Raw genomic sequence first — 18315 nt, 5'->3', positions numbered from 1 at the left:
TAATATGCTTGGAAATTTAGGTGAAAACCTCACTAATACAATGAAAAAATTAGTGGGAATGTCAGTTATTGATAAAAAAACAATAAAAGAAGTTGTTAAAGATATTCAACGTGCATTAATTCAATCTGATGTTAATATCGCTTTAGTTTTAGATTTATCTAAAAAAATAGAAAGCAGGGCTCTTGAAGAGGAACCTCCAAAAGGTATTACTCCAAGAGAGCATGTTATAACAATTATTTATGAAGAAATGGTAAATCTTTTAGGCAGCGAAGCCGCAACCCTGGATATTAACGAAAGACCATATAAGATTTTATTCCTTGGTCTTCAGGGTAGTGGTAAAACAACCACGATTGGTAAATTATGCAGATATTTACAGAAAAAAGGATTCAATCCTGCTGTTGTCTGTACTGATACATGGAGACCAGCTGCTTATGAACAATTAAGACAATTAACTGAAGAAATGGATGTTCCTTTATATGGGGATCCAAATAATAAAGATGCACTTGATTTGGCTGAAAAAGGGTTAAAAGAATTTAAAAATCGTAAAGTAATTATTTTCGATACAGCAGGTAGACATAAGGAAGAAGCAGATCTAATTGCGGAAATGGATCAGTTAGATAATATCATTAATCCGAGCGAAGCTATTCTAGTCATTGATGGAACAATTGGTCAGCAAGCTGGTGAACAGGCAAAAGCTTTCTCACAGGCGACAGATATTGGATCAATCATTATTACAAAATTAGACGGTTCAGCAAAAGGTGGGGGGGCATTGTCTGCGGTAGCAGAAACCGGTGCTCCAATTAAATTCATCGGTACTGGTGAAAGAATCGATGACTTTGAATTATTCGACCCTGAAAGGTTCATTTCCAGACTGCTTGGTATGGGTGATATTAAGAGTTTAATCGAAAAGGCCGAAGAGGAAATTGATGAGGATGTTGCTGAGCAAACCATGAATAACATGCTAAAAGGTAAATTCACCCTTGAAGACATGAAAAATCAGTTTGAAATGATGAATAAGATGGGACCTATGCAGCAGGTGTTAAATATGATTCCGGGTATGGGAAATAAAATTCCAAAAGAAGCTTCTAAAATGACTGAAGAGAAGATTGAATCATATAAAGTAATGATGTCATCAATGACAAAAGAAGAAATGCAAAACCCAAAAATCATAAAACATTCCAGAATTCAAAGAATTGCCCGCGGAGCAGGTGTAGATGAATCCGATGTTAAAGACCTATTGAAATATTATAACAACACTAAAAAGACCATGAAAGGATTAGGAAAACGTGGTGGTCGTTTAGGTGGCGGCGCAATGAACCGTATGATGGGTCAATTTATGAAATAAAGATTAACATGCAATTATTAGATGAAATCCTAGAAAAAACAGACGGCAAGATATGTAGACATTGTCTCGGAAGAATGCTGTCAAAAACTATTGACGGCGAAGATAATGTTTCAAGAGCAGAATCTTTAAATTTGGATTTAAGATATGATGAATGCATAATTTGTGGAAATATATTTGATAAAATCGATGATGAGCTTTTCGATAAAATCCATAATAAATTAGATTTTCTTAAAGTCGAATTTGATTCATTTGTTGTAGGGTCTCGTATTGATAAGGAAATCAAACAAAGAGATGATGAATTTATAAAAGAATTAAATCTCGATGTTGAACCTATTAAAAAGGAAATTAATAGAATTATTGGAAAAAGATTGGAGAAAGAATTATCCAAAGAAGTTAATTTTGAAAAGCAGGATATCATTGTCAATGTTAATTTAATAAAAAATCCAAATGTTCGTGTTCAAATCAATCCAATTTTCATTGAAGGCAAATACAATAAGCTTATCCGTGGAATTCCTCAAACAAAATGGCCTTGCAGAAAATGTAAGGGTAGAGGATGTGAAGAATGTAATTTTACAGGAAAACAGTATCCATGTTCAGTAGAAGAGTTAATTTCCGAGCATATATTAAAGGCTACTAATGGATATGAAGCTAAATTCCACGGTGCGGGAAGAGAAGACATCGATGTATTGATGTTGGGTTCGGGCAGGCCATTTGTGCTTGAAATAAAAGAACCTAAAATCAGAAAAATCGATTTAAATAAATTGGAAAAAGAAATCAATGAAATCAATAAGGGAAAAACTCAATATCATGATTTAAAATTCACCTATAGAAATAGAAAAGCCGAAATAAAGGTATCATCTCCTGATGCATATAAAGTTTATAAAGCATTGGTTGAGTGTGAAGAGCCTTATGATAAAGATAAATTAACTATTTTGTCTGATTTAGGTGAAATTCATCAGCAAACTCCAATCAGAGTTTCCCACAGACGTGCCGATAAAGTACGTATAAAGCATGTCCTGGATTTGTCTTGTGAAGTAATAGACGATACTCATTTTGAGATGACTATAAAAACAGAAGGTGGATTATATATTAAAGAATTAATTTCAGGTGATGAAGGAAGATCACAGCCTAATGTAGCAGATAAATTAGGTGTTAAAGCATTTTGCAAACAATTAGACGTTATTGAAGTAAGTGATAAATAAAAGGCGATAATATGGGTGAAGAATTTACACATTTAACAGACAGTGGAGTACACATGGTTGAAGTTGGCGCAAAACCTGATCAAAAGAGAAGAGCAATTGCATCAGGAAAAATATTTCTTGATGAAAAAACAATTAAAATGATTCAGGGTGAAGAAATCAAAAAAGGTAATGTTTTAACAACAGCTCAAATTGCAGGAATTCAGGCCGTTAAAAATACTTCATCAATCATACCGCTATGCCATCCATTAAGTTTAACTGGAATTGAAATGGATTTTGATGTTAATCCCACTTATATTACCTGCACCTGTGCAGTTAATACATTAGGCAAAACTGGTGTTGAAATGGAAGCTATTACTGGTGTTAGTGTTGGCCTTTTGACAATATGGGATATGGTAAAGGCTGTTGAAAAGGATGAAGATGGTCAATATCCAGATACAAGAATAAGTGAAATTAAAGTTCTTAAAAAAGAAAAGATATAATTTTTTATTTCAATGGCATAAGAACACCACGACTTTTGTAAGCCGTGGTAGTTCAATGGACAGACTCATAAGATGAAATCAATCCTCTTCCAATTCTCCAATTTCTTGAATAATTTCAGATACCAGATTTTTAAATTCTTGGTCCTCCCTATTTCTTGGATGCTCTAGTTTAATTTCAAAAATTTTCTTGATGGTTCCAGGTCTTCTGGAAAGGACGACAATTTTATCTGATAGAAATACTGCTTCATCAATATCGTGTGTAACGAAAATAATTGTCTTATTTTGTTCTTTACAAATTTTATGAATTTGATTTTGCAGTTTGTGTTTTGTCTGTATATCTAATGCACTAAACGTTTCATCCATCAATATACTTTTAGAATCATTAATTAATGACCTAATTATTGCAACCCTTTGTTTCATACCTCCAGATAATTCATGAGGATATCTTTTTGCAAAATCTTCTAGTCCAACACTCTCAAGATATTCCATTGCACGTTTCTTACTTTCTTTTTCAGGTTTTCCATTGATACCTAATCCAAAAATTACATTATCAATGACATTTAACCAAGGATAGAGAGAATAGTTCTGGAATATAAAACCTCTTTCGTTGGAAGGTTTTGTTACTATTTCTCCATCATCTTTAATAGTACCTCCTGTAGGATTTTCAAACCCTTCTATTATACGTAACAAAGTTGTTTTTCCACAACCTGATGGACCTACAAGGGATACAAATTCTCCTGTTTCAATAGTAAGGTTAATATCCTTTAATGCAAGTACTTCTTCTCCATCATCGTTTGATACAAAAGTTTTTGATACATTTTCTATTTCAAATGTCATATTATCACCTTACCAGAATATTCTTTCCTGTATCTTTGTAAAAATATAATCAAAAATTATACCGATTACACCAATTACTAACATTCCAACCACTGTTGAACCTGTATCAAATAGGTTCGTAGATGTTAAAATCATATATCCTATACCAGAACTGGATCCAATCATCTCACCGGAAATTGTACACATTAAAGCAATACCTATTGCTACTTTAAGTCCGGATACAATATATGGTAAACTTGATGGTAGGATTACTTCAGTTAACATCTGTGAATTTGATGCTCCAAATGTTTGTGCCGCTTCTATTAAAACAGGATCTGTTCTATGTACTCCATCAATTGTTGAAATTAGTATTGGAAAAACACATCCCATAAAAATTATGAATACTGCAGGCCCTATTCCAATACCAAACCACATTATTGAAAAAGGAATCCATGCAATTGGTGGAATAGGTCTTAAAATACTAATAACTAATTTACATAACATTTCTAATCGTTCAGACCAACCCAATATTATTCCAAATGTTATACCAACCACTGATGCTAGCAACATACCAAACAATACTTTATAAAGTGTTTCAAAGATATCTTTAAAAAGTTTTCCTGAAACAACTAATTTGACAAATGAATTTACGACGTCCGTTGGTCCGGGAAACATATAATTTGGAATTAGATTAAATACATCACAAATCAGATACCAAATTATTATCAAAATAATAGGCAATATTATTGTCTCTTTTTTATATTCGTTTCTGAAATTTTTCATATTAATGCCCCTTTAGTAAACTTTAGATTTTATTTAAATTTTTGCAAATAACTTGTCTGAGGATATTGTTTCATTTATTATTCCCAAATCTTGTTCAATTTTTAAGAAATTATTCACATTTTCCTTATAAGTGTCATTCAAATCACTTACCCATTTAATATGATTTAAACTTTCTTTTTCAATTTCATGATTAGGAACAATATGTGGTGGCAAATATTTTTCTATTCCTTCAGGATTTTCCTTTATTTTCTCTGTTGCTTTTTTATGAATATCTAAAATTTTATGGGCTTTGTCAGAATGTTCTGATAAAAATTTTTCATTCATAACTACGACACAGCATGGATGATTCGGTAAAATATCTGAAGAGTTTTCCACCAAAGTTTGATTATTGATTTCTTTTGAAATTGTAACATAAGGTTCATATGTTAACATTCCATCAATACTTTTAGTTCTTAATGCATCATTCATTGAAGAAACCTTCATACTGGGACTTTCAATATCAGAAAAATTTAGTCCGTTTTTCTTTAATTCATATTTTAATAATACACTTTGTATTGATGATTCACCTGGTGTAGCCACAATCTTACCTTTTAAATCAGTGACTGACTTGATTGACGAACTATGGGAAAGCAAGCCGCTTCCCTCATTTTGAGCTCCTGCAACAATTTTTACAGGTACTTCTTTAGATATGGAATATATTACTGGGGTTATTCCAGCATATCCAACATCTAAATCACCACTAGCCATTGCACTCATCATATCTCCGCCATTGTTATACTCATATAATTCCACTTCAATTCCTGCATCTTTATACATTCCCGTAGCATTTGCGACAAATAATTCCGCATCATGATCGGTAGGCAAATACCCAATCTTAACAGTATCTGTATTTTCATTAGACATACCATATAGTGTAAAAATAATTAGTAAAAAAACTACTATCACTATAGTCAGTCCAATAATTTTTCTATTTTTTGACATAATATTTAACTCCTAAAATAATCTAATTATCATTTATTTTAGAAATAATGATAATTAATTATATATTTAGAATTATGTCCAATAAATAATTTATTTTAATTTTTTTTATAGAATATAATGGATTAAAATTATATTTAATTAACAAAATGTTAATATGAAATTCATTTTCAATAATATTATATACTATGAAGAAAATAATTAGTAACAGTTATTTTAATAAATTAATTGAAAGGAGATATTATGGCAAAAAAAGATAATAAGATTAGTATGCCTCAAACCGGTGCAGGTTTAGTAAGGTACTTTGATGAAGAAAGTGTTGGACCAAAACTTTCTCCAGAGCATGTAGTTGTTTTAACTGTCATTTTAGCAATATTTTGTTTTGTTTTAAGATATTCAGCTTAATATTATTGTTTTTTAAAAACAATAACTACTTTTTTTCTATTTGATATTATGTTAACTAAAAGAATTATTCCTTGTCTAGATTGTGATTTACAGGTTCCTGAAGGACGTGTTGTTAAAGGTGTTGAATTTAAAGAAATTAAATATGCCGGTAATCCAGTAGAACTCGCAACTCGTTATTATGAAGAAGGTGCTGATGAAGTGGTTGTATTGGATATTACAGCTTCTCATGAAAGACGTGCTACAATGGCTGATGTAATCGATAGATTAACTGAAAATGTATTCATGCCGATTTGTGTAGGTGGAGGAATAAGAAAAGTTGATGATTATATTAAAATGTTGAAAGCGGGAGCAGATAAATGTTCAACTAACACTGCAGCTATTAAAAATCCTAGTTTATTAACAGAAGCTTCTAAAGTAGTTGGTTCCCAGGCTGTTGTAATTGGAATTGATGCAAAAAGAAGATATGTTGACCATCCGGATGATGCAAAGGATAAAATAGTCATTGAAACTGACAAAGGCTATTGTTGGTTTGACTGCAGCATTTACGGAGGACGTGAGTTCACAGGCATAGATGCAATAGCTTGGGCTTGTGAATGTCAGAATCGCGGTGCCGGCGAAATCCTTTTGACCAGTATGGATGGTGATGGAACACAGGCAGGTTATGACATTGAATTAAATAAGGCCATTAATGATGCTGTTGATATTCCGGTTATTGCAAGTGGCGGTGTCGGTGAGCCAAAAGATATTTTGGATGTTTTTGAAAAAACTGACGTTAGTGCAGCTCTTGCAGCAAGTATTTTCCATTTCAATCAGTATTCCATTGGAGAGGTAAAGGAATACCTTAAAAAGCATAATGTGGCTGTTCGTTTATGATTATTAAAGCTCCGATTGATTTAGAACTGACTCAAATTTCCGGTCAGACTTCACAGCCGCCATGGAAAAAAATCAACGATTCTTATAGTGATTTAGTTTGTATTGACGGCAATCCTTCTATTTTTAATGTTAAACAATCCGGTGAAAATATTGACTTTTCATACACTGGAAATGTAAGTGAAAATCAGGCTATTTCAAAAGTCAGTGAAATTTATGATTTGGACTTTGATTTAAATAAGTTCTATAGATATCTAGATAGCTATGATGAACTTAAGGACATGTCTAAGTTCTGCAGTGGTTTAAGACTGTTTCAAGCAAAAGACCCATTTGAATGCATAATATCATCAATCTGTTCTGCTAACAATTCAATCAAGCGCTGGACAAAGTCTATCGATGATGTGAAAATGAAGTGGGGATCCAATTTCAATAATTATTATTCATTTCCCGACACTAAAATATTTAATGATATATTTTTGGATGAAGATGAAGAACTTTCAAAAACAGGTTCTGTTGAAAACAATAATTTAAAATCCTGTGGTGTGGGTTACAGGGCACCATACATGAGAAAAGCAAGTGAGATGTTTACACTTGAAATGAACCTTTCGGATATTTCAAAAATGTCATATGATGAAGCATTTGAAACTATTTTAAAAGTGCCTGGTGTAGGTCCAAAGGTTGCTGACTGCATATTGCTTTATGGTTTTGGATTTAGGCAGGCTTTTCCAAGTGATGTATGGATTAAACGCATTGTTTCATATCTATACTTTGATGGAAAAGATATTAAAGTAGAAAAGGTTCGTGAATTTGGAATGGATGAGTTCGGCGACTATGCAGGTTATGTCCAGTTATACATGTTTCATTATGCCCGCAAATCAGGGCTGATGGAAAGATTAAAATAATTTTTTTTATATAGTTTACTTCAATGGAAAAGAAAAATTTAATCCTCTTAATTTGTACGGTATTGTCATTTTTCACAGTTTTTGCAGTTAATGCAGTTATGGTTGTCATCCCGACAATAGCCAGTGAATTTCATATGAGCAATATTGTTCAAAATTGGATTACGATTATCTTTTTATTGGTCGTGGCAGTAATGTCGGTTCCGGCAGGCCAAATTTCAGGTAAATATGGTCTTAAAAAAGTCACAATTCTAAGCATTATTCTTTTTATTATAATTTCTATTGTCAATGTGTTGGTAACTTCTCAGGAGCAATTTTTGGCCTCTCGTTTTATACTGGGAATTTCATTATCTTTCATCAATGTTACTTCTATGGCAATGGTGGTATCTGCATTTAAACCGGAAGAGCGGGGAAAGGCCTTGGGAATTAATATTACTGGGGTCTACATTGGTTTGTCCTTATCACCGGTTCTTGGTGGAATCATTAATTACCATTTGGGCTGGAGATCAGTAGTTTTATTTGGTGTTCCTTTTTTATTCGTAATATTGGCTCTGCTTTTAACTAAAATCGATGATGAATGGATTACATTTGAAAATATTCCTCTTGATATTAAAGGATCTCTATCCTATGCAATTGGTATGGTATTGTTCATGTATGGATTTACAATACTAAATACATCTTTAGGAGTTATATTTACAATTTTGGGCATAATAATCTTAATTGTATTTGCATTTATAGAGCTAAAACAGGACCATCCGGTATTTGATGTGAGATTTTTCAAAAACCGCAAATTTTCATCATCTAATTTTGCTTCGTTATCTGCATACCTAGCTACTTTTGCCGTAACAACGATTTTAAATTATCATTTACAGTATATTAAGGGATTTGATTCACAATCTGCAGGTATGATTCTTCTTGTTGCACCATTATGTCAGGTTGTTCTTGCCCCAATAGCCGGACGACTATCGGATAAGTATGTTCCACAAATTTTAGCAGCTATTGGTATGGGATTAGGTACTATTTCACTTCTTTTATTCTCATTTTTAAATAGTCAAACTCCTATTGAATTTTTAATTGTATCAATGATAATCTATGGTGTCGGATTTGGATTATTCTCTCCGCCAAATACAAATGTTATAATGAGTTCAGTTCCTCCAAAAGACACCTCAGTTGCATCAGCAGCCGTATCAACAATGCGTACTGTAGGTCAGGCAATGAGTATGGGTATATTGACATTGGTATTTGCTTTTGTGATGGGAAATGTTCCTATTGTCGAGCAGTACTATCCACTATTAATAAGCAGTTGCCAAATAACCTGTCTTATTTGTGTGGTGTTATGCATAGCATCTGTATTCGCTTCATTGGTTGGCATGAAATCAAATGATGCAATTTAAAAATAGAAAATATGAAGATAGTTAATTAACTATCTTTCTTCGATATAAACTTTGTTCATTTTGTCCCCTTGCTGGATTGCATTGACTACATCTTGGCCTTTGATTACTTGGCCAAATACAGTGTGCACTCCATCTAAGTGAGGTTGTGGGGAATGGGTAATAAAGAATTGGCTTCCACCAGTGTCTTTACCGGCATGTGCCATGGATAATGCACCGGTACCATGCTTGTGTGGGTTTCCTTCAGTTTCACATTTGATAGTGTAACCTGGTCCACCGGTTCCGTTTCCATTAGGACAACCTCCTTGGATTACAAAGTCTGGTATTACTCTGTGGAAGGTTAATCCATCATAAAATCCTTCATTAGCTAATTTTTCGAAGTTAGCTACAGTACCTGGAGCTTCATTAGGGAATAATTCTAATTCGATTACTCCTTTATCAGTTTCAATTATTGCGACTTTCATTTAATCACCTTTTTATTAATATATAAATATCATTATTAATATAATTATTACTTGATAAAATAGTTTGTGGAGTAATATTATGAACACTCAAGAACTGATTAAGATTGAAGATGAGTATTTTATTAATACTTTCACACGACAGCCAATTGTTTTGGACCATGGTGAAGGTGTTAAAGTTACAGATATTGATGGAAATGAATATATCGACATGTTTGCAGGTATTGCAGTCAATGCTTTAGGACACAATCATCCAAAACTTGTAAAGGCTATTCAGGATCAAGCAGAAAAACTTATTCACATTTCAAGCATTTACTATAATGAACCTGCATTAATCTATGCTAAAAAACTAATTGAATTAACTAGCTTTGACAGAATATTTTATGCAAATAGTGGTGCTGAAGCTAATGAGGGAGCTATTAAATTAGCTGTAAAATACACAGGAAAAAGTGAAGTGATATCAACAATTGAATCTTTCCACGGAAGAACAGTAATGACTCTTGCAGCAACAGGTCATGAACATTATCATGAACCATTTAAAGCAATTTTACCAAAAGGATTTATCAATGTTCCATATAATGATGTCGATGCCATTAAAGAGGCAATTACAGAAAATACTGCAGCTATTATTGTTGAACCTATTCAAGGGGAAGGTGGAGTAAACATTCCAGATATCGGATATTTAAAAGAAATTGAAAAAATCTGTAAGGAAAATGATATCGTATTTATTGTAGATGAAGTACAGACAGGTTTTGGAAGATGCGGAACCTTGTTTGCTCACGAATTATTTGATGTAAAACCAGATATAATGACAATGGCTAAAGGAATAGGTGGAGGAGTTCCTATGGGTGGAATCCTTGCAACTGAAAAAGTGGCCAGTGCATTTGTACCTGGAGATCATGGAACCACTTTCGGTGGAGGACCATTAGTCTGTGCTGCTGCCAATGCAGTTTTAGATGAAATCATGGCTGAAAACATTTTGGATAATGTTAATGAAGTCGGTGATTACTTTGTTGAAGAACTTAAAAAATTGGATAAAGAAATCATTGCTGAGGTCAGAGGTAAAGGATTGATGGTTGGTTTGGAATTAACAAAACCTGGTGCAGAATATGTTGATAAACTCCGCGAAAAAGGATTTTTAATCAACTGTACTGCTGACAAAGTATTGAGATTTGTACCTCCATTGATTATTACAAAAGAAGAAGTTGATGAATTTGTAAAAGCTTTAGATGAAACACTCTAAAGTTTTCCATTCTTTTTTTTAATTATTTTTTCAAGTGATGAAGTTATATCAAGCGATTTTATTTCATCAATGCCGGCCCATTTCCAGTCATCATGCTCATCACTTATTTCAACTTCGCCTGTAATCTCTTTTGAATACATTATTAATTGCACGGTTCTTTTGTGCGGATAATCATCCTGTACCGCTTCGCAAAAGTCTCCAACTTTCACATTCAAGTTAGTTTCCTCTTTAACTTCACGAACCAATGCTTCATCAAAAAATTCCCCTTTTTCTATTTTTCCACCAGGCAATTCCCATTTGTGTGGTTGAGTTTTTGATTTGGGATGTCTTCTGAGTACTAAAATTTTGTCTTCTTCATTTTTGATGACACTTCTCATTGTTAGTCCGTATGGCTTTTCCATTATTTCACCTAAGTTATATTATTTAACTGTCTATTAAAAAGTATTGGCAAATGGATTTCCTTCACTAATTATAAATATTATTCAATACATAACTATATTTATAATAAAACTTTTTTAGGAGTTTATATTATGGATTTAAATATTAAAGTAAACGAAAAAAACCACTTGGACATTGGTGGAGCTGATGCAATAGATATTGCAGAGGAATTTGGAACTCCAACATATGTTATTGATGAAAATAGAATAAGAGACAATTATAATAGATTTTATAGTGCATTTTCAAAATATTATCCTGATTTTAAAGTATTTTATGCATGTAAAGCTAATACCAATCTTGCAGTAATGAAAATTTTGGAAAGTGAAGGCTGCTGTATTGATGCTGTTTCTCCAGGAGAAGTTTACACTGCTAAAAAATTAGGATTTGATGGTCAAAGAATCCTTTTCACTGGTAATAACATTACAAATGAAGAATTAAAATTTGTCCATGATGAAGGTGCTGTTTTAAACATAGATTCTGTCTCAGCACTTAAAAGGTTAGCCAAAGTAATTGATCCGGAAGGAGTTAAAATTTCATTTAGGGTTAATCCTATGGTTGGTGCAGGACACCACGACCATTGTATTACCGGTGGAGTAATGAGTAAATTTGGTATAATGGATAATGAAGCTAGTGAAGTTTATCAACAAGCAAAAGACTTAGGTTTCAATCCAATTGGTATGCATTCACACATCGGTTCAGGTATCCTAGACCCAGAACCATTTAAATTAGCTGTAGAATCAACTATGGATATTGCAGGAAAAGTCCATGAGGATACAGGAATTGACTTTGAATTTATTGACTTCGGTGGAGGTATTGGTATTCCATACACTCCAGAAGAAAACATTGTTGACTTGGATAAATTTGCTGAAGTCAATATTGGATTATTTAAAGAAAAATTAGAACAGTATGATATGGGTTCACCTACTATGTATTTGGAACCTGGAAGATACCTTGTCGGGGATTCTACTGTTTTACTCGTAACAGTTAACAGTGTAAAACAAAGCTACAGGAAATTCATCGGTGTAGATGCAGGTTTCCACACACTCCTAAGACCGGCAATGTATGAATCATATCACCATATCGTTGATGCAAGTAAAATGGATGCCCCTATCACTCAGGAAGTGGATATTGCAGGTAACGTCTGTGAATCTGGAGACTTATTTGCACGTGACAGACCAATGCCTGATGTTGAGGAAGGTGACATCTTAGGAATAATGAATGCAGGTGCATATGGTTTCACCATGTCTTCAAACTACAACTCAAGACCATTATCTTCAGAAATTCTTGTAACTGACGGTAAATGTCAAGTTGTACGTGAAAGACAATCCTTTGAAGATTTATACACAAAACAAATTATTCCTGATCATTTAAAATAAGTGATAATATGGTCGATTTAAAAGGATTAAAATTTTCTAAAATGCACGGTATAGGAAATGACTTCCCGATTATCGATGAATCAAAAGGGGAAGTAATTCCTGAAAGTGATAAGGCTGAAGCATGTAGAATGTTATGCCACAGAAACTTTGGTGTTGGTGGAGACGGTGTATTATTTGTAGTGCCGTCTGATGTTGCGGATATCGGATACAGAATGTTTAATCCAGATGGAAGCGAAGCCGAAATGTGTGGTAATGGTATCAGATGCTTTGGTGATTTTGTCTACAGAAAAGGTATCTTAAAACAGGAAAAGATGACTGTTGAGACAAGAGCTGGAATCAAAACTATAGATATAACATTAGAAAATGATGAACCTGTTTTATTTAAAGTAAATATGGGTACATCAACCTTTAAAACTCCTAAAATACCAATGACTAGCGATAAGGATGAATTCATTGATGGCGAACTTGAAGTATTGGACACCACATTCAATGTAACTGCCATTAGTGTAGGTAATCCTCATGCAATAATTTTTGTCGATGATGTGGATTCCATTGACATTAATAAGTATGGTCCGGCTATTGAAGCTCACGAAGTTTTCCCTGAAAAGATTAATGTGCACTTTGTTGAAGTTATAAGTAAAAATGAAGGTAAGATGATTACTTGGGAACGTGGCGCAGGTGTTACTCTTGCATGCGGTACCGGTGCAACTTCAACAGCTATTTCTGGTTTTAAATTAGGACTATTTGATGAAAATGTTCTTCTTCATTTGCCTGGTGGAGACTTGAACTTCACAATCTATGAGGAAAATGATGAATTAGGGGCTTTCATGGAAGGTCCTGCAAAACTTGTTTTTGATGGAGAATTTTAATTATTCTCCTTTCTTAATTATATTAGATATCCATTTATCAATACTATATCTTCAAAAAAATAGTGTTCTTTTTTTGCAATTTCTGCTATGAAACCGAGCTCATCAAGCATGTTTAGGGTTTCATCATTATCCGAAAGTGAGGATTGAATTATCTGTACAATTCCACCATCATTTAAATGATTTTTCACTTCATTTAAAAAAAGGTCAATAACTTTTCTTCCATTTAATCCGCCATCAAATGCATAATTTAAATTATCATCAATAACTTCTCCTTCTTCGGTAGGCAGATATGGGGTATTAAATAAAATTACATCAAACTTCCTATCTTTCACAGGCTCAAACAAATTTCCAAATAGCAATTCAATGTTGTCAATGTTATTGGCTTTAAAATTTGATTCAGCTAATTGAATAGCATCAAAATTAATGTCGGTGGCAGTAACTTCATCAGTTAATTTCGATGCATACATTGCGACAATTCCGCTGCCTGTACCGATTTCTAAAACACTTTTACCGCTCTCTATCTCTAGATTTTCAGCCAGTAAGTAGCTGTCTTCAGCAGGAACATAAACATTTTCATGCGTATTAATTATAAAATTCATATTAATCATTAAAAAGTGGGTTAAGTTCTTTAGAAACAAATAAGATTTCTTCAGGATTCAGTGCAATAACTCTTTTTGTCAAATAATCATTTAACTTCTCATCTGAAATATCATTAAGCCTTTTTTTAATTTCTTTTTTATCCAAATTACTAACGACATGTCTTGAGTCAATCAGGGCATTTCTAATCTTTTTATTTCTATGTTGGAATAATGCTTTACAAAATTTGGAATAAATTTTAAAATCATCTGGATTCAGCTTAGATTCTTTAGGTGTCAGGCTCATAACAACTGAATCAACTTTAGGCTTTGGGATAAAGCTTTCGCAGCTAACATCAGTCAATGTCTCAACGTCGCATTTAAAATAAAGCATTGCTGAAAGTCTTGAATAATTCTTACTTCCAACTTCGCCGTTCATTCTCTCTCCAAATTCCTTTTGATACATTAAAACGGCTAAATCAAAATCATAATCTAAAAATTTAAATGTAATGGGTGATGATATTTGATAAGGTAGATTAGATACTATTTTATTGAATTCTGGAAATTCAATTTTCAATGCATCCTCGTTAATAAGTTCTACATTATCAATTTTTTCCTCGTTTAAACGTTGATTCAATATTTCACAAATATTTGAATCTTGTTCTATAGCTATTACTTTCTTAGCTCTTTTAGCTAATTCTATTGTAAGTGTACCGATTCCAGCACCAATCTCTAAAACAATATCCTCTTTTGATAGGTCTCCAAAATCAATTATTTGGTTACGTTTATTTTTATCAATTAAATAATTTTGTCCAAGATTTTTATTTAATCGTATTCCGTATTTGGCTAGAATAGATTTTGTTGCTTTAGATAAGGATTCGTTACCTTCACCATTCAAGTTATCACTTTTATCTTTTATTCCTGTTTTGAGGACTTCTAGGAATAGGGGTAAATAGGTAATATTTTTGTTTTCCTTTTTTAACTGTTGTTGTATCTAATTCTTGTTTTACACGGTTAACAATCATTCCAACAGGGTCAGATAAAGCAGGAACTCTATTACTTATATCTTCAAAGCTTTCAAATTCACATTTCTTACGCTCTTCGATAATTTCCCACATGTATTTTTTACCAATTCCAGGAATTAACTCTAGTTTATGTAATCTAGTGTTAACAGGACCCGCAGTGTTGAAGAAGTCAACGAATTCATCTTCTCTTGATATGACAATATCTTTAATTGCATATTCAAGTTCTATTCTACTTGTTGCGGTTAAATTTTCAAAGTCTAATTTTCCAAGGACTCTATAAATCTTGTCTCTTTTTCCTTTTCCAATGTAGACAGTGTCTTGAATTTCTAAATCTACTCCTTTTTTAGGAGCTAATTCTAGTAAAGTGAAGTAATCAGTACCAATAGCTTGAGCAATAGCTTTTCCTTTAAACTTAGACATATCAGACTGTACATATCCTAAACTAAGATAATCCAGTATAACTGCATTGTCTTCGGTTTTTTGAGGGGGGTTTTTTCGTTTATTATTTCTTTTATCCATAATTATCACTTCACTATTTAAAAATACTATTATTAAATTTAATGTTTTATAGTAATAAATATATCTAAAAAAAGTTGGTTAAAAAAAGTTATAAAAAGAATAGAATCAACTATTCTTCAGGGTAATACTGATCTAAGATTTCAAGAATTTTATCCATTTCTTCTTTAGTTACTTGTGTAGGTTCTTTTGCGAAGATTAATCTTAAATCAGATAAGTCTTGTGGAATTAAATCTACAATGTGCACTGCAACTTTGTGCCTTAAACCAATATCATTTTCAAGCTTTTCCATAATTTCTTGTGAATCTTCAAGGGAAAATCTTGGAAATCTGGCAAGATGATTTAAAGTTACATTTTGCTCATAGTTTAATTCATAATTTTGAGAAAATTCTTCAAGAGTTTCTTTTACTTCAACTCCTGAGATTTCTTCTTTTTTAATGACGTTTTTACCAATCATTTAAATCAGTTTTGTAATTTTAAGTGGTCAGGTCTAACAATTAATTCTTTTGGTTTGTTTCCTTCTTTTAAAGCTACTAAATAAGCTTTACCTTTAGTTCCGGTGATTGTTCCGGTTTTACCATGGAATCTTGAATGTGGTTGACCTTTTTGGATACTTGGATTAATAATAATGTGAACTAAGTCTCCTTCTTCGAATTTTTGGAATCTGTTAGTAATAGGATTAGTTCTTCCTTTTCTTTCAACTTTAGTTAATTTTTTTCTTGATCTGCTTTTAAATCCTCTTGATCTTTGCATTTTTATTACCTCGATTTATTAATGCACTGGGTATTAATTAAGTCTATGTTATCAGCTACCTAGTATCAAAAAAGCCCATAAATACTAGTAACATAGAGTGTGAAAATAAATTATCATCAGTGATATGATAATAGTATAATTTATATTTAAAGATATTAATATACTTTTAGTTTTTTTAGTATATTATTAGGTGATGAAAAGATATGTAAAAAAATGGTGTGAAAGATAACTAAATTTAGTTATCTTCAAATCTTCTTCTGTCAATTAATTCTTGACGTTTACCTGGGTTCCAACCACCAGATGCAGATTTTGCACGACCTACTTGTTGTACGTATCCAGTAATTCTGTCATACCATTCTACATCTTCACTTTCACCACAAGTTGGGCAAGTGTGGTTTAATCCTTTCATTAAAGTTTTACATTTTAAACAGAAACTTAAAGCTGAACTGTAAGCCCAGAAACCAATATCGGATTTTCTTGCAATTTTGTTGGTTAAGCTCATTAATGAATCAGGATCGGAGTATGATTCGCCCATGAATGCATGGAAGATGTGTCCACCAGGGGTTAATGGGTGGTATTGTTCTTCAATTTTAATTTTTTCAATTAATGATGCATTGGTGTCTACTGGCACATGAGATGAGTTGGTGTAGTAGTTAGCATTTCCATCACCTTGTACAATAGCTTGGTCTCCGAATTGTTTTTTGTCAAGAGTTGCAAATCTGTATGCAGTGGATTCTGCAGGAGTTTGTAAAACAGACCATCTGAGTCCAGTTTCTTCTTTTAATTTGTTTGCTCTTTCATTGATGTATTCGAGACATTTGATACCAAATTTATTTGCATCTGGGTTTTCAATACCTGCTCCGAATAAGGATAATAACATTTCATTAAGTCCTACGAAACCAAAGGATAAAGTCGAGTTTTGGATTCTGTAGTAGGAATCTTCAGCTACTTGTTGTTTTAAGAATGGTAAAATGTGGAAGTCATTCAAACATTTTAAACCTTGTTCTCTTCTAAGCATTAAGGTTTCGGTAGCTAAGTCCATGTATTCATCTAAGTATTCGAATACTTGGGATTCATCACGAGATTGATATCCGATTCTTGGGAGGTTTAAGGTTACATATGCGAGGTTACCTGTTCTTAAACAATCTTGATCCCAGTCTCCGGTCCAGTTGTCTTGTAAACAGGTTCTACAACCCATATAGTTAGCCATATCTCCTCTGTAATCAGCTAACATGTTAACAAAGTATGATGAACCGTATTTTGCGGATAATTCGTGAACTAAACGAATATCTTCTTCATATTCGCTACCCATAGTTTCTTCACGTAATGTGTAAATGGTATTTGGGAATAAATGAGGTTTCCCTTCATTATCTCCTTCAAGTAAAGTTTCAGTGAATGCTCTTTGGATTAATCTGGTTTCTTCTTCGAAATCTGCATAAGTTCCAACCACTTGACCTTTTGGTCCGTATGCAGTTTCATCTTTTAAGAAGTCAGGAACTCCGAATTCCAATGCCATACTGGTAAATGGAACTTGTGATCCACGAGCAGCATAAGCCATGTTTAGGTTGTAAATAAGCATTTGAACTGACTGTTTGATTTCATCATAGCTTCTTCCTCTTGCGAATGGAGCTACAAATACATTCCAAAGGGACATTCCTTGTCCTCCAGACATGTTTTGTTGTGCTGCAAGCATGATTTCACCAGTGTGGTTCATTAAAGTTTCCATGTGGTTTGGTGCACCTGCAATAGATGTGTGGTCACCGGTACCGTCTACCTTAAGGCCGTATTTGATGAATGTTCTGATATCATGTTGCATACAGTTTAAAGGTCTGCCTGCGAAGAATTCTAAATCGTGAATGTGAATGTCACCGGACATGTGTGCATCAGCTAA

The 18315-nt window shown here is 32.9% G+C and carries 21 protein-coding genes; 10 read left to right on the top strand and 11 right to left on the bottom strand.

Annotation, left to right across the window (positions count from 1 at the left end; genetic code table 11):
- The first annotated feature begins 4 nt into the window (after positions 1-4).
- From ACKI3Q_RS09200 to moaC, 3 genes are read left to right on the top strand one after another with little or no spacing between them, the layout of a single operon-like run.
- Positions 5-1345 carry a signal recognition particle protein Srp54 gene (locus ACKI3Q_RS09200; RefSeq protein WP_407416296.1) on the top strand — a complete coding sequence of 447 codons (1341 nt, stop codon included), beginning with the start codon at positions 5-7 and terminating at the stop codon, positions 1343-1345.
- Positions 1346-1353: 8 nt separating this feature from the next.
- Positions 1354-2547, top strand: coding sequence for a tRNA pseudouridine(54/55) synthase Pus10 (locus ACKI3Q_RS09195; protein WP_407416295.1), 1194 nt, complete (start codon positions 1354-1356; stop codon positions 2545-2547).
- Between the two features lie 11 nt (positions 2548-2558).
- Positions 2559-3026 (top strand): cyclic pyranopterin monophosphate synthase MoaC, encoded by a 468-nt coding sequence (gene moaC / locus ACKI3Q_RS09190; protein WP_407416294.1) that lies wholly within the window; start codon positions 2559-2561, stop codon positions 3024-3026.
- Positions 3027-3104: 78 nt separating this feature from the next.
- On the opposite strand, the gene ACKI3Q_RS09185 is transcribed toward moaC, so the two are convergent.
- Genes ACKI3Q_RS09185 through ACKI3Q_RS09175 form a run of 3 tightly spaced genes read right to left on the bottom strand, consistent with a single transcriptional unit; the run spans position 3105 to position 5528 of the window.
- Complete coding sequence (locus ACKI3Q_RS09185) at positions 3105-3863, bottom strand: ABC transporter ATP-binding protein (RefSeq protein ID WP_407416293.1); 759 nt, start codon at positions 3861-3863, stop codon at positions 3105-3107.
- A 9-nt stretch (positions 3864-3872) separates the two neighbouring features.
- Positions 3873-4625 (bottom strand): ABC transporter permease, encoded by a 753-nt coding sequence (locus tag ACKI3Q_RS09180; RefSeq protein WP_407416292.1) that lies wholly within the window; start codon positions 4623-4625, stop codon positions 3873-3875.
- A gap of 33 nt (positions 4626-4658) precedes the next feature.
- A complete protein-coding gene (locus ACKI3Q_RS09175) occupies positions 4659-5528 on the bottom strand; it encodes an ABC transporter substrate-binding protein (RefSeq protein ID WP_407416291.1) in 870 nt (289 codons plus the stop codon).
- Between the two features lie 318 nt (positions 5529-5846).
- On the opposite strand from ACKI3Q_RS09175, the gene ACKI3Q_RS09170 reads away from it, so the two are divergent.
- Genes ACKI3Q_RS09170 through ACKI3Q_RS09155 form a run of 4 tightly spaced genes read left to right on the top strand, consistent with a single transcriptional unit; the run spans position 5847 to position 9171 of the window.
- Positions 5847-6008, top strand: coding sequence for a preprotein translocase subunit Sec61beta (locus tag ACKI3Q_RS09170; RefSeq protein ID WP_058740179.1), 162 nt, complete (start codon positions 5847-5849; stop codon positions 6006-6008).
- 48 nt (positions 6009-6056) lie between these two features.
- A complete protein-coding gene (gene hisF / locus ACKI3Q_RS09165) occupies positions 6057-6881 on the top strand; it encodes an imidazole glycerol phosphate synthase subunit HisF (RefSeq protein WP_407416290.1) in 825 nt (274 codons plus the stop codon).
- Positions 6878-7780 carry a DNA glycosylase gene (locus ACKI3Q_RS09160; RefSeq protein WP_407416289.1) on the top strand — a complete coding sequence of 301 codons (903 nt, stop codon included), beginning with the start codon at positions 6878-6880 and terminating at the stop codon, positions 7778-7780. The genes hisF and ACKI3Q_RS09160 overlap by 4 nt, the downstream gene beginning before the upstream one ends.
- 23 nt (positions 7781-7803) lie before the next feature.
- Positions 7804-9171, top strand: a complete 1368-nt coding sequence (locus ACKI3Q_RS09155) for an MFS transporter (RefSeq protein WP_407416288.1) — start codon at positions 7804-7806, stop codon at positions 9169-9171.
- A gap of 29 nt (positions 9172-9200) precedes the next feature.
- On the opposite strand, the gene ACKI3Q_RS09150 is transcribed toward ACKI3Q_RS09155, so the two are convergent.
- On the bottom strand, positions 9201-9632 hold the full coding sequence (locus tag ACKI3Q_RS09150; protein ID WP_407416287.1) for a peptidylprolyl isomerase: 432 nt from the start codon (positions 9630-9632) through the stop codon (positions 9201-9203).
- Positions 9633-9711: 79 nt separating this feature from the next.
- Here ACKI3Q_RS09150 and ACKI3Q_RS09145 point away from each other — a divergent pair, with 79 nt between their 5' ends.
- Positions 9712-10872 (top strand): acetylornithine transaminase, encoded by a 1161-nt coding sequence (locus tag ACKI3Q_RS09145; RefSeq protein ID WP_407416286.1) that lies wholly within the window; start codon positions 9712-9714, stop codon positions 10870-10872.
- On the opposite strand, the gene ACKI3Q_RS09140 is transcribed toward ACKI3Q_RS09145, so the two are convergent.
- A complete protein-coding gene (locus ACKI3Q_RS09140; protein ID WP_407416285.1) occupies positions 10869-11273 on the bottom strand; it encodes an NUDIX hydrolase in 405 nt (134 codons plus the stop codon). The genes ACKI3Q_RS09145 and ACKI3Q_RS09140 overlap by 4 nt on opposite strands.
- 129 nt (positions 11274-11402) lie before the next feature.
- Here ACKI3Q_RS09140 and lysA point away from each other — a divergent pair, with 129 nt between their 5' ends.
- Entirely contained in the window at positions 11403-12686 is a 1284-nt protein-coding gene (gene lysA / locus ACKI3Q_RS09135; RefSeq protein WP_407416284.1) for a diaminopimelate decarboxylase, read from the top strand.
- 8 nt (positions 12687-12694) lie between these two features.
- A complete protein-coding gene (dapF, locus tag ACKI3Q_RS09130; RefSeq protein ID WP_407416283.1) occupies positions 12695-13555 on the top strand; it encodes a diaminopimelate epimerase in 861 nt (286 codons plus the stop codon).
- A 17-nt stretch (positions 13556-13572) separates the two neighbouring features.
- Here dapF and ACKI3Q_RS09125 read toward each other — a convergent pair whose 3' ends face one another.
- From ACKI3Q_RS09125 to nrdD, 6 genes are all read right to left on the bottom strand, one after another.
- Positions 13573-14163 (bottom strand): HemK2/MTQ2 family protein methyltransferase, encoded by a 591-nt coding sequence (locus tag ACKI3Q_RS09125; RefSeq protein WP_407416282.1) that lies wholly within the window; start codon positions 14161-14163, stop codon positions 13573-13575.
- Positions 14156-15028, bottom strand: a complete 873-nt coding sequence (rsmA, locus tag ACKI3Q_RS09120; protein WP_407416281.1) for a 16S rRNA (adenine(1518)-N(6)/adenine(1519)-N(6))-dimethyltransferase RsmA — start codon at positions 15026-15028, stop codon at positions 14156-14158. Before rsmA ends, ACKI3Q_RS09125 begins: the two co-directional genes overlap by 8 nt.
- A gap of 10 nt (positions 15029-15038) precedes the next feature.
- Positions 15039-15674, bottom strand: a complete 636-nt coding sequence (locus ACKI3Q_RS09115) for a DUF655 domain-containing protein (RefSeq protein WP_407416280.1) — start codon at positions 15672-15674, stop codon at positions 15039-15041.
- A 109-nt stretch (positions 15675-15783) separates the two neighbouring features.
- On the bottom strand, positions 15784-16128 hold the full coding sequence (locus ACKI3Q_RS09110) for an RNA polymerase Rpb4 family protein (RefSeq protein ID WP_407416279.1): 345 nt from the start codon (positions 16126-16128) through the stop codon (positions 15784-15786).
- A 5-nt stretch (positions 16129-16133) separates the two neighbouring features.
- A complete protein-coding gene (locus ACKI3Q_RS09105; protein ID WP_407416278.1) occupies positions 16134-16424 on the bottom strand; it encodes a 50S ribosomal protein L21e in 291 nt (96 codons plus the stop codon).
- A 235-nt stretch (positions 16425-16659) separates the two neighbouring features.
- The coding region (nrdD, locus tag ACKI3Q_RS09100) for an anaerobic ribonucleoside-triphosphate reductase (protein WP_407416277.1) at positions 16660-18315 on the bottom strand (1656 nt) is incomplete at its 5' end.

Source organism: Methanobrevibacter sp., from assembly GCF_045636185.1.
In the GTDB taxonomy this organism is placed as follows: Archaea; Methanobacteriota; Methanobacteria; order Methanobacteriales; family Methanobacteriaceae; genus Methanocatella.
The sequence above is the reverse complement of the archived record's forward strand: the minus strand, read 5'-3'. Positions and strand labels throughout refer to the sequence as shown.

Coding starts and splice junctions, on each gene's coding strand:
- ACKI3Q_RS09125 (WP_407416282.1), bottom strand. CDS start 14,163: ATGATTAATATGAATTTTATAATTAATACGCATGAAAATGTTTATGTT.
- ACKI3Q_RS09105 (WP_407416278.1), bottom strand. CDS start 16,424: ATGCAAAGATCAAGAGGATTTAAAAGCAGATCAAGAAAAAAATTAACT.
- dapF (WP_407416283.1), top strand. CDS start 12,695: ATGGTCGATTTAAAAGGATTAAAATTTTCTAAAATGCACGGTATAGGA.
- moaC (WP_407416294.1), top strand. CDS start 2,559: ATGGGTGAAGAATTTACACATTTAACAGACAGTGGAGTACACATGGTT.
- ACKI3Q_RS09185 (WP_407416293.1), bottom strand. CDS start 3,863: ATGACATTTGAAATAGAAAATGTATCAAAAACTTTTGTATCAAACGAT.
- ACKI3Q_RS09140 (WP_407416285.1), bottom strand. CDS start 11,273: ATGGAAAAGCCATACGGACTAACAATGAGAAGTGTCATCAAAAATGAA.
- ACKI3Q_RS09180 (WP_407416292.1), bottom strand. CDS start 4,625: ATGAAAAATTTCAGAAACGAATATAAAAAAGAGACAATAATATTGCCT.
- ACKI3Q_RS09170 (WP_058740179.1), top strand. CDS start 5,847: ATGGCAAAAAAAGATAATAAGATTAGTATGCCTCAAACCGGTGCAGGT.
- ACKI3Q_RS09195 (WP_407416295.1), top strand. CDS start 1,354: ATGCAATTATTAGATGAAATCCTAGAAAAAACAGACGGCAAGATATGT.
- ACKI3Q_RS09160 (WP_407416289.1), top strand. CDS start 6,878: ATGATTATTAAAGCTCCGATTGATTTAGAACTGACTCAAATTTCCGGT.
- ACKI3Q_RS09155 (WP_407416288.1), top strand. CDS start 7,804: ATGGAAAAGAAAAATTTAATCCTCTTAATTTGTACGGTATTGTCATTT.
- lysA (WP_407416284.1), top strand. CDS start 11,403: ATGGATTTAAATATTAAAGTAAACGAAAAAAACCACTTGGACATTGGT.
- ACKI3Q_RS09200 (WP_407416296.1), top strand. CDS start 5: ATGCTTGGAAATTTAGGTGAAAACCTCACTAATACAATGAAAAAATTA.
- ACKI3Q_RS09175 (WP_407416291.1), bottom strand. CDS start 5,528: ATGTCTAATGAAAATACAGATACTGTTAAGATTGGGTATTTGCCTACC.
- ACKI3Q_RS09110 (WP_407416279.1), bottom strand. CDS start 16,128: ATGATTGGTAAAAACGTCATTAAAAAAGAAGAAATCTCAGGAGTTGAA.
- hisF (WP_407416290.1), top strand. CDS start 6,057: ATGTTAACTAAAAGAATTATTCCTTGTCTAGATTGTGATTTACAGGTT.
- ACKI3Q_RS09145 (WP_407416286.1), top strand. CDS start 9,712: ATGAACACTCAAGAACTGATTAAGATTGAAGATGAGTATTTTATTAAT.
- ACKI3Q_RS09115 (WP_407416280.1), bottom strand. CDS start 15,674: ATGGATAAAAGAAATAATAAACGAAAAAACCCCCCTCAAAAAACCGAA.
- ACKI3Q_RS09150 (WP_407416287.1), bottom strand. CDS start 9,632: ATGAAAGTCGCAATAATTGAAACTGATAAAGGAGTAATCGAATTAGAA.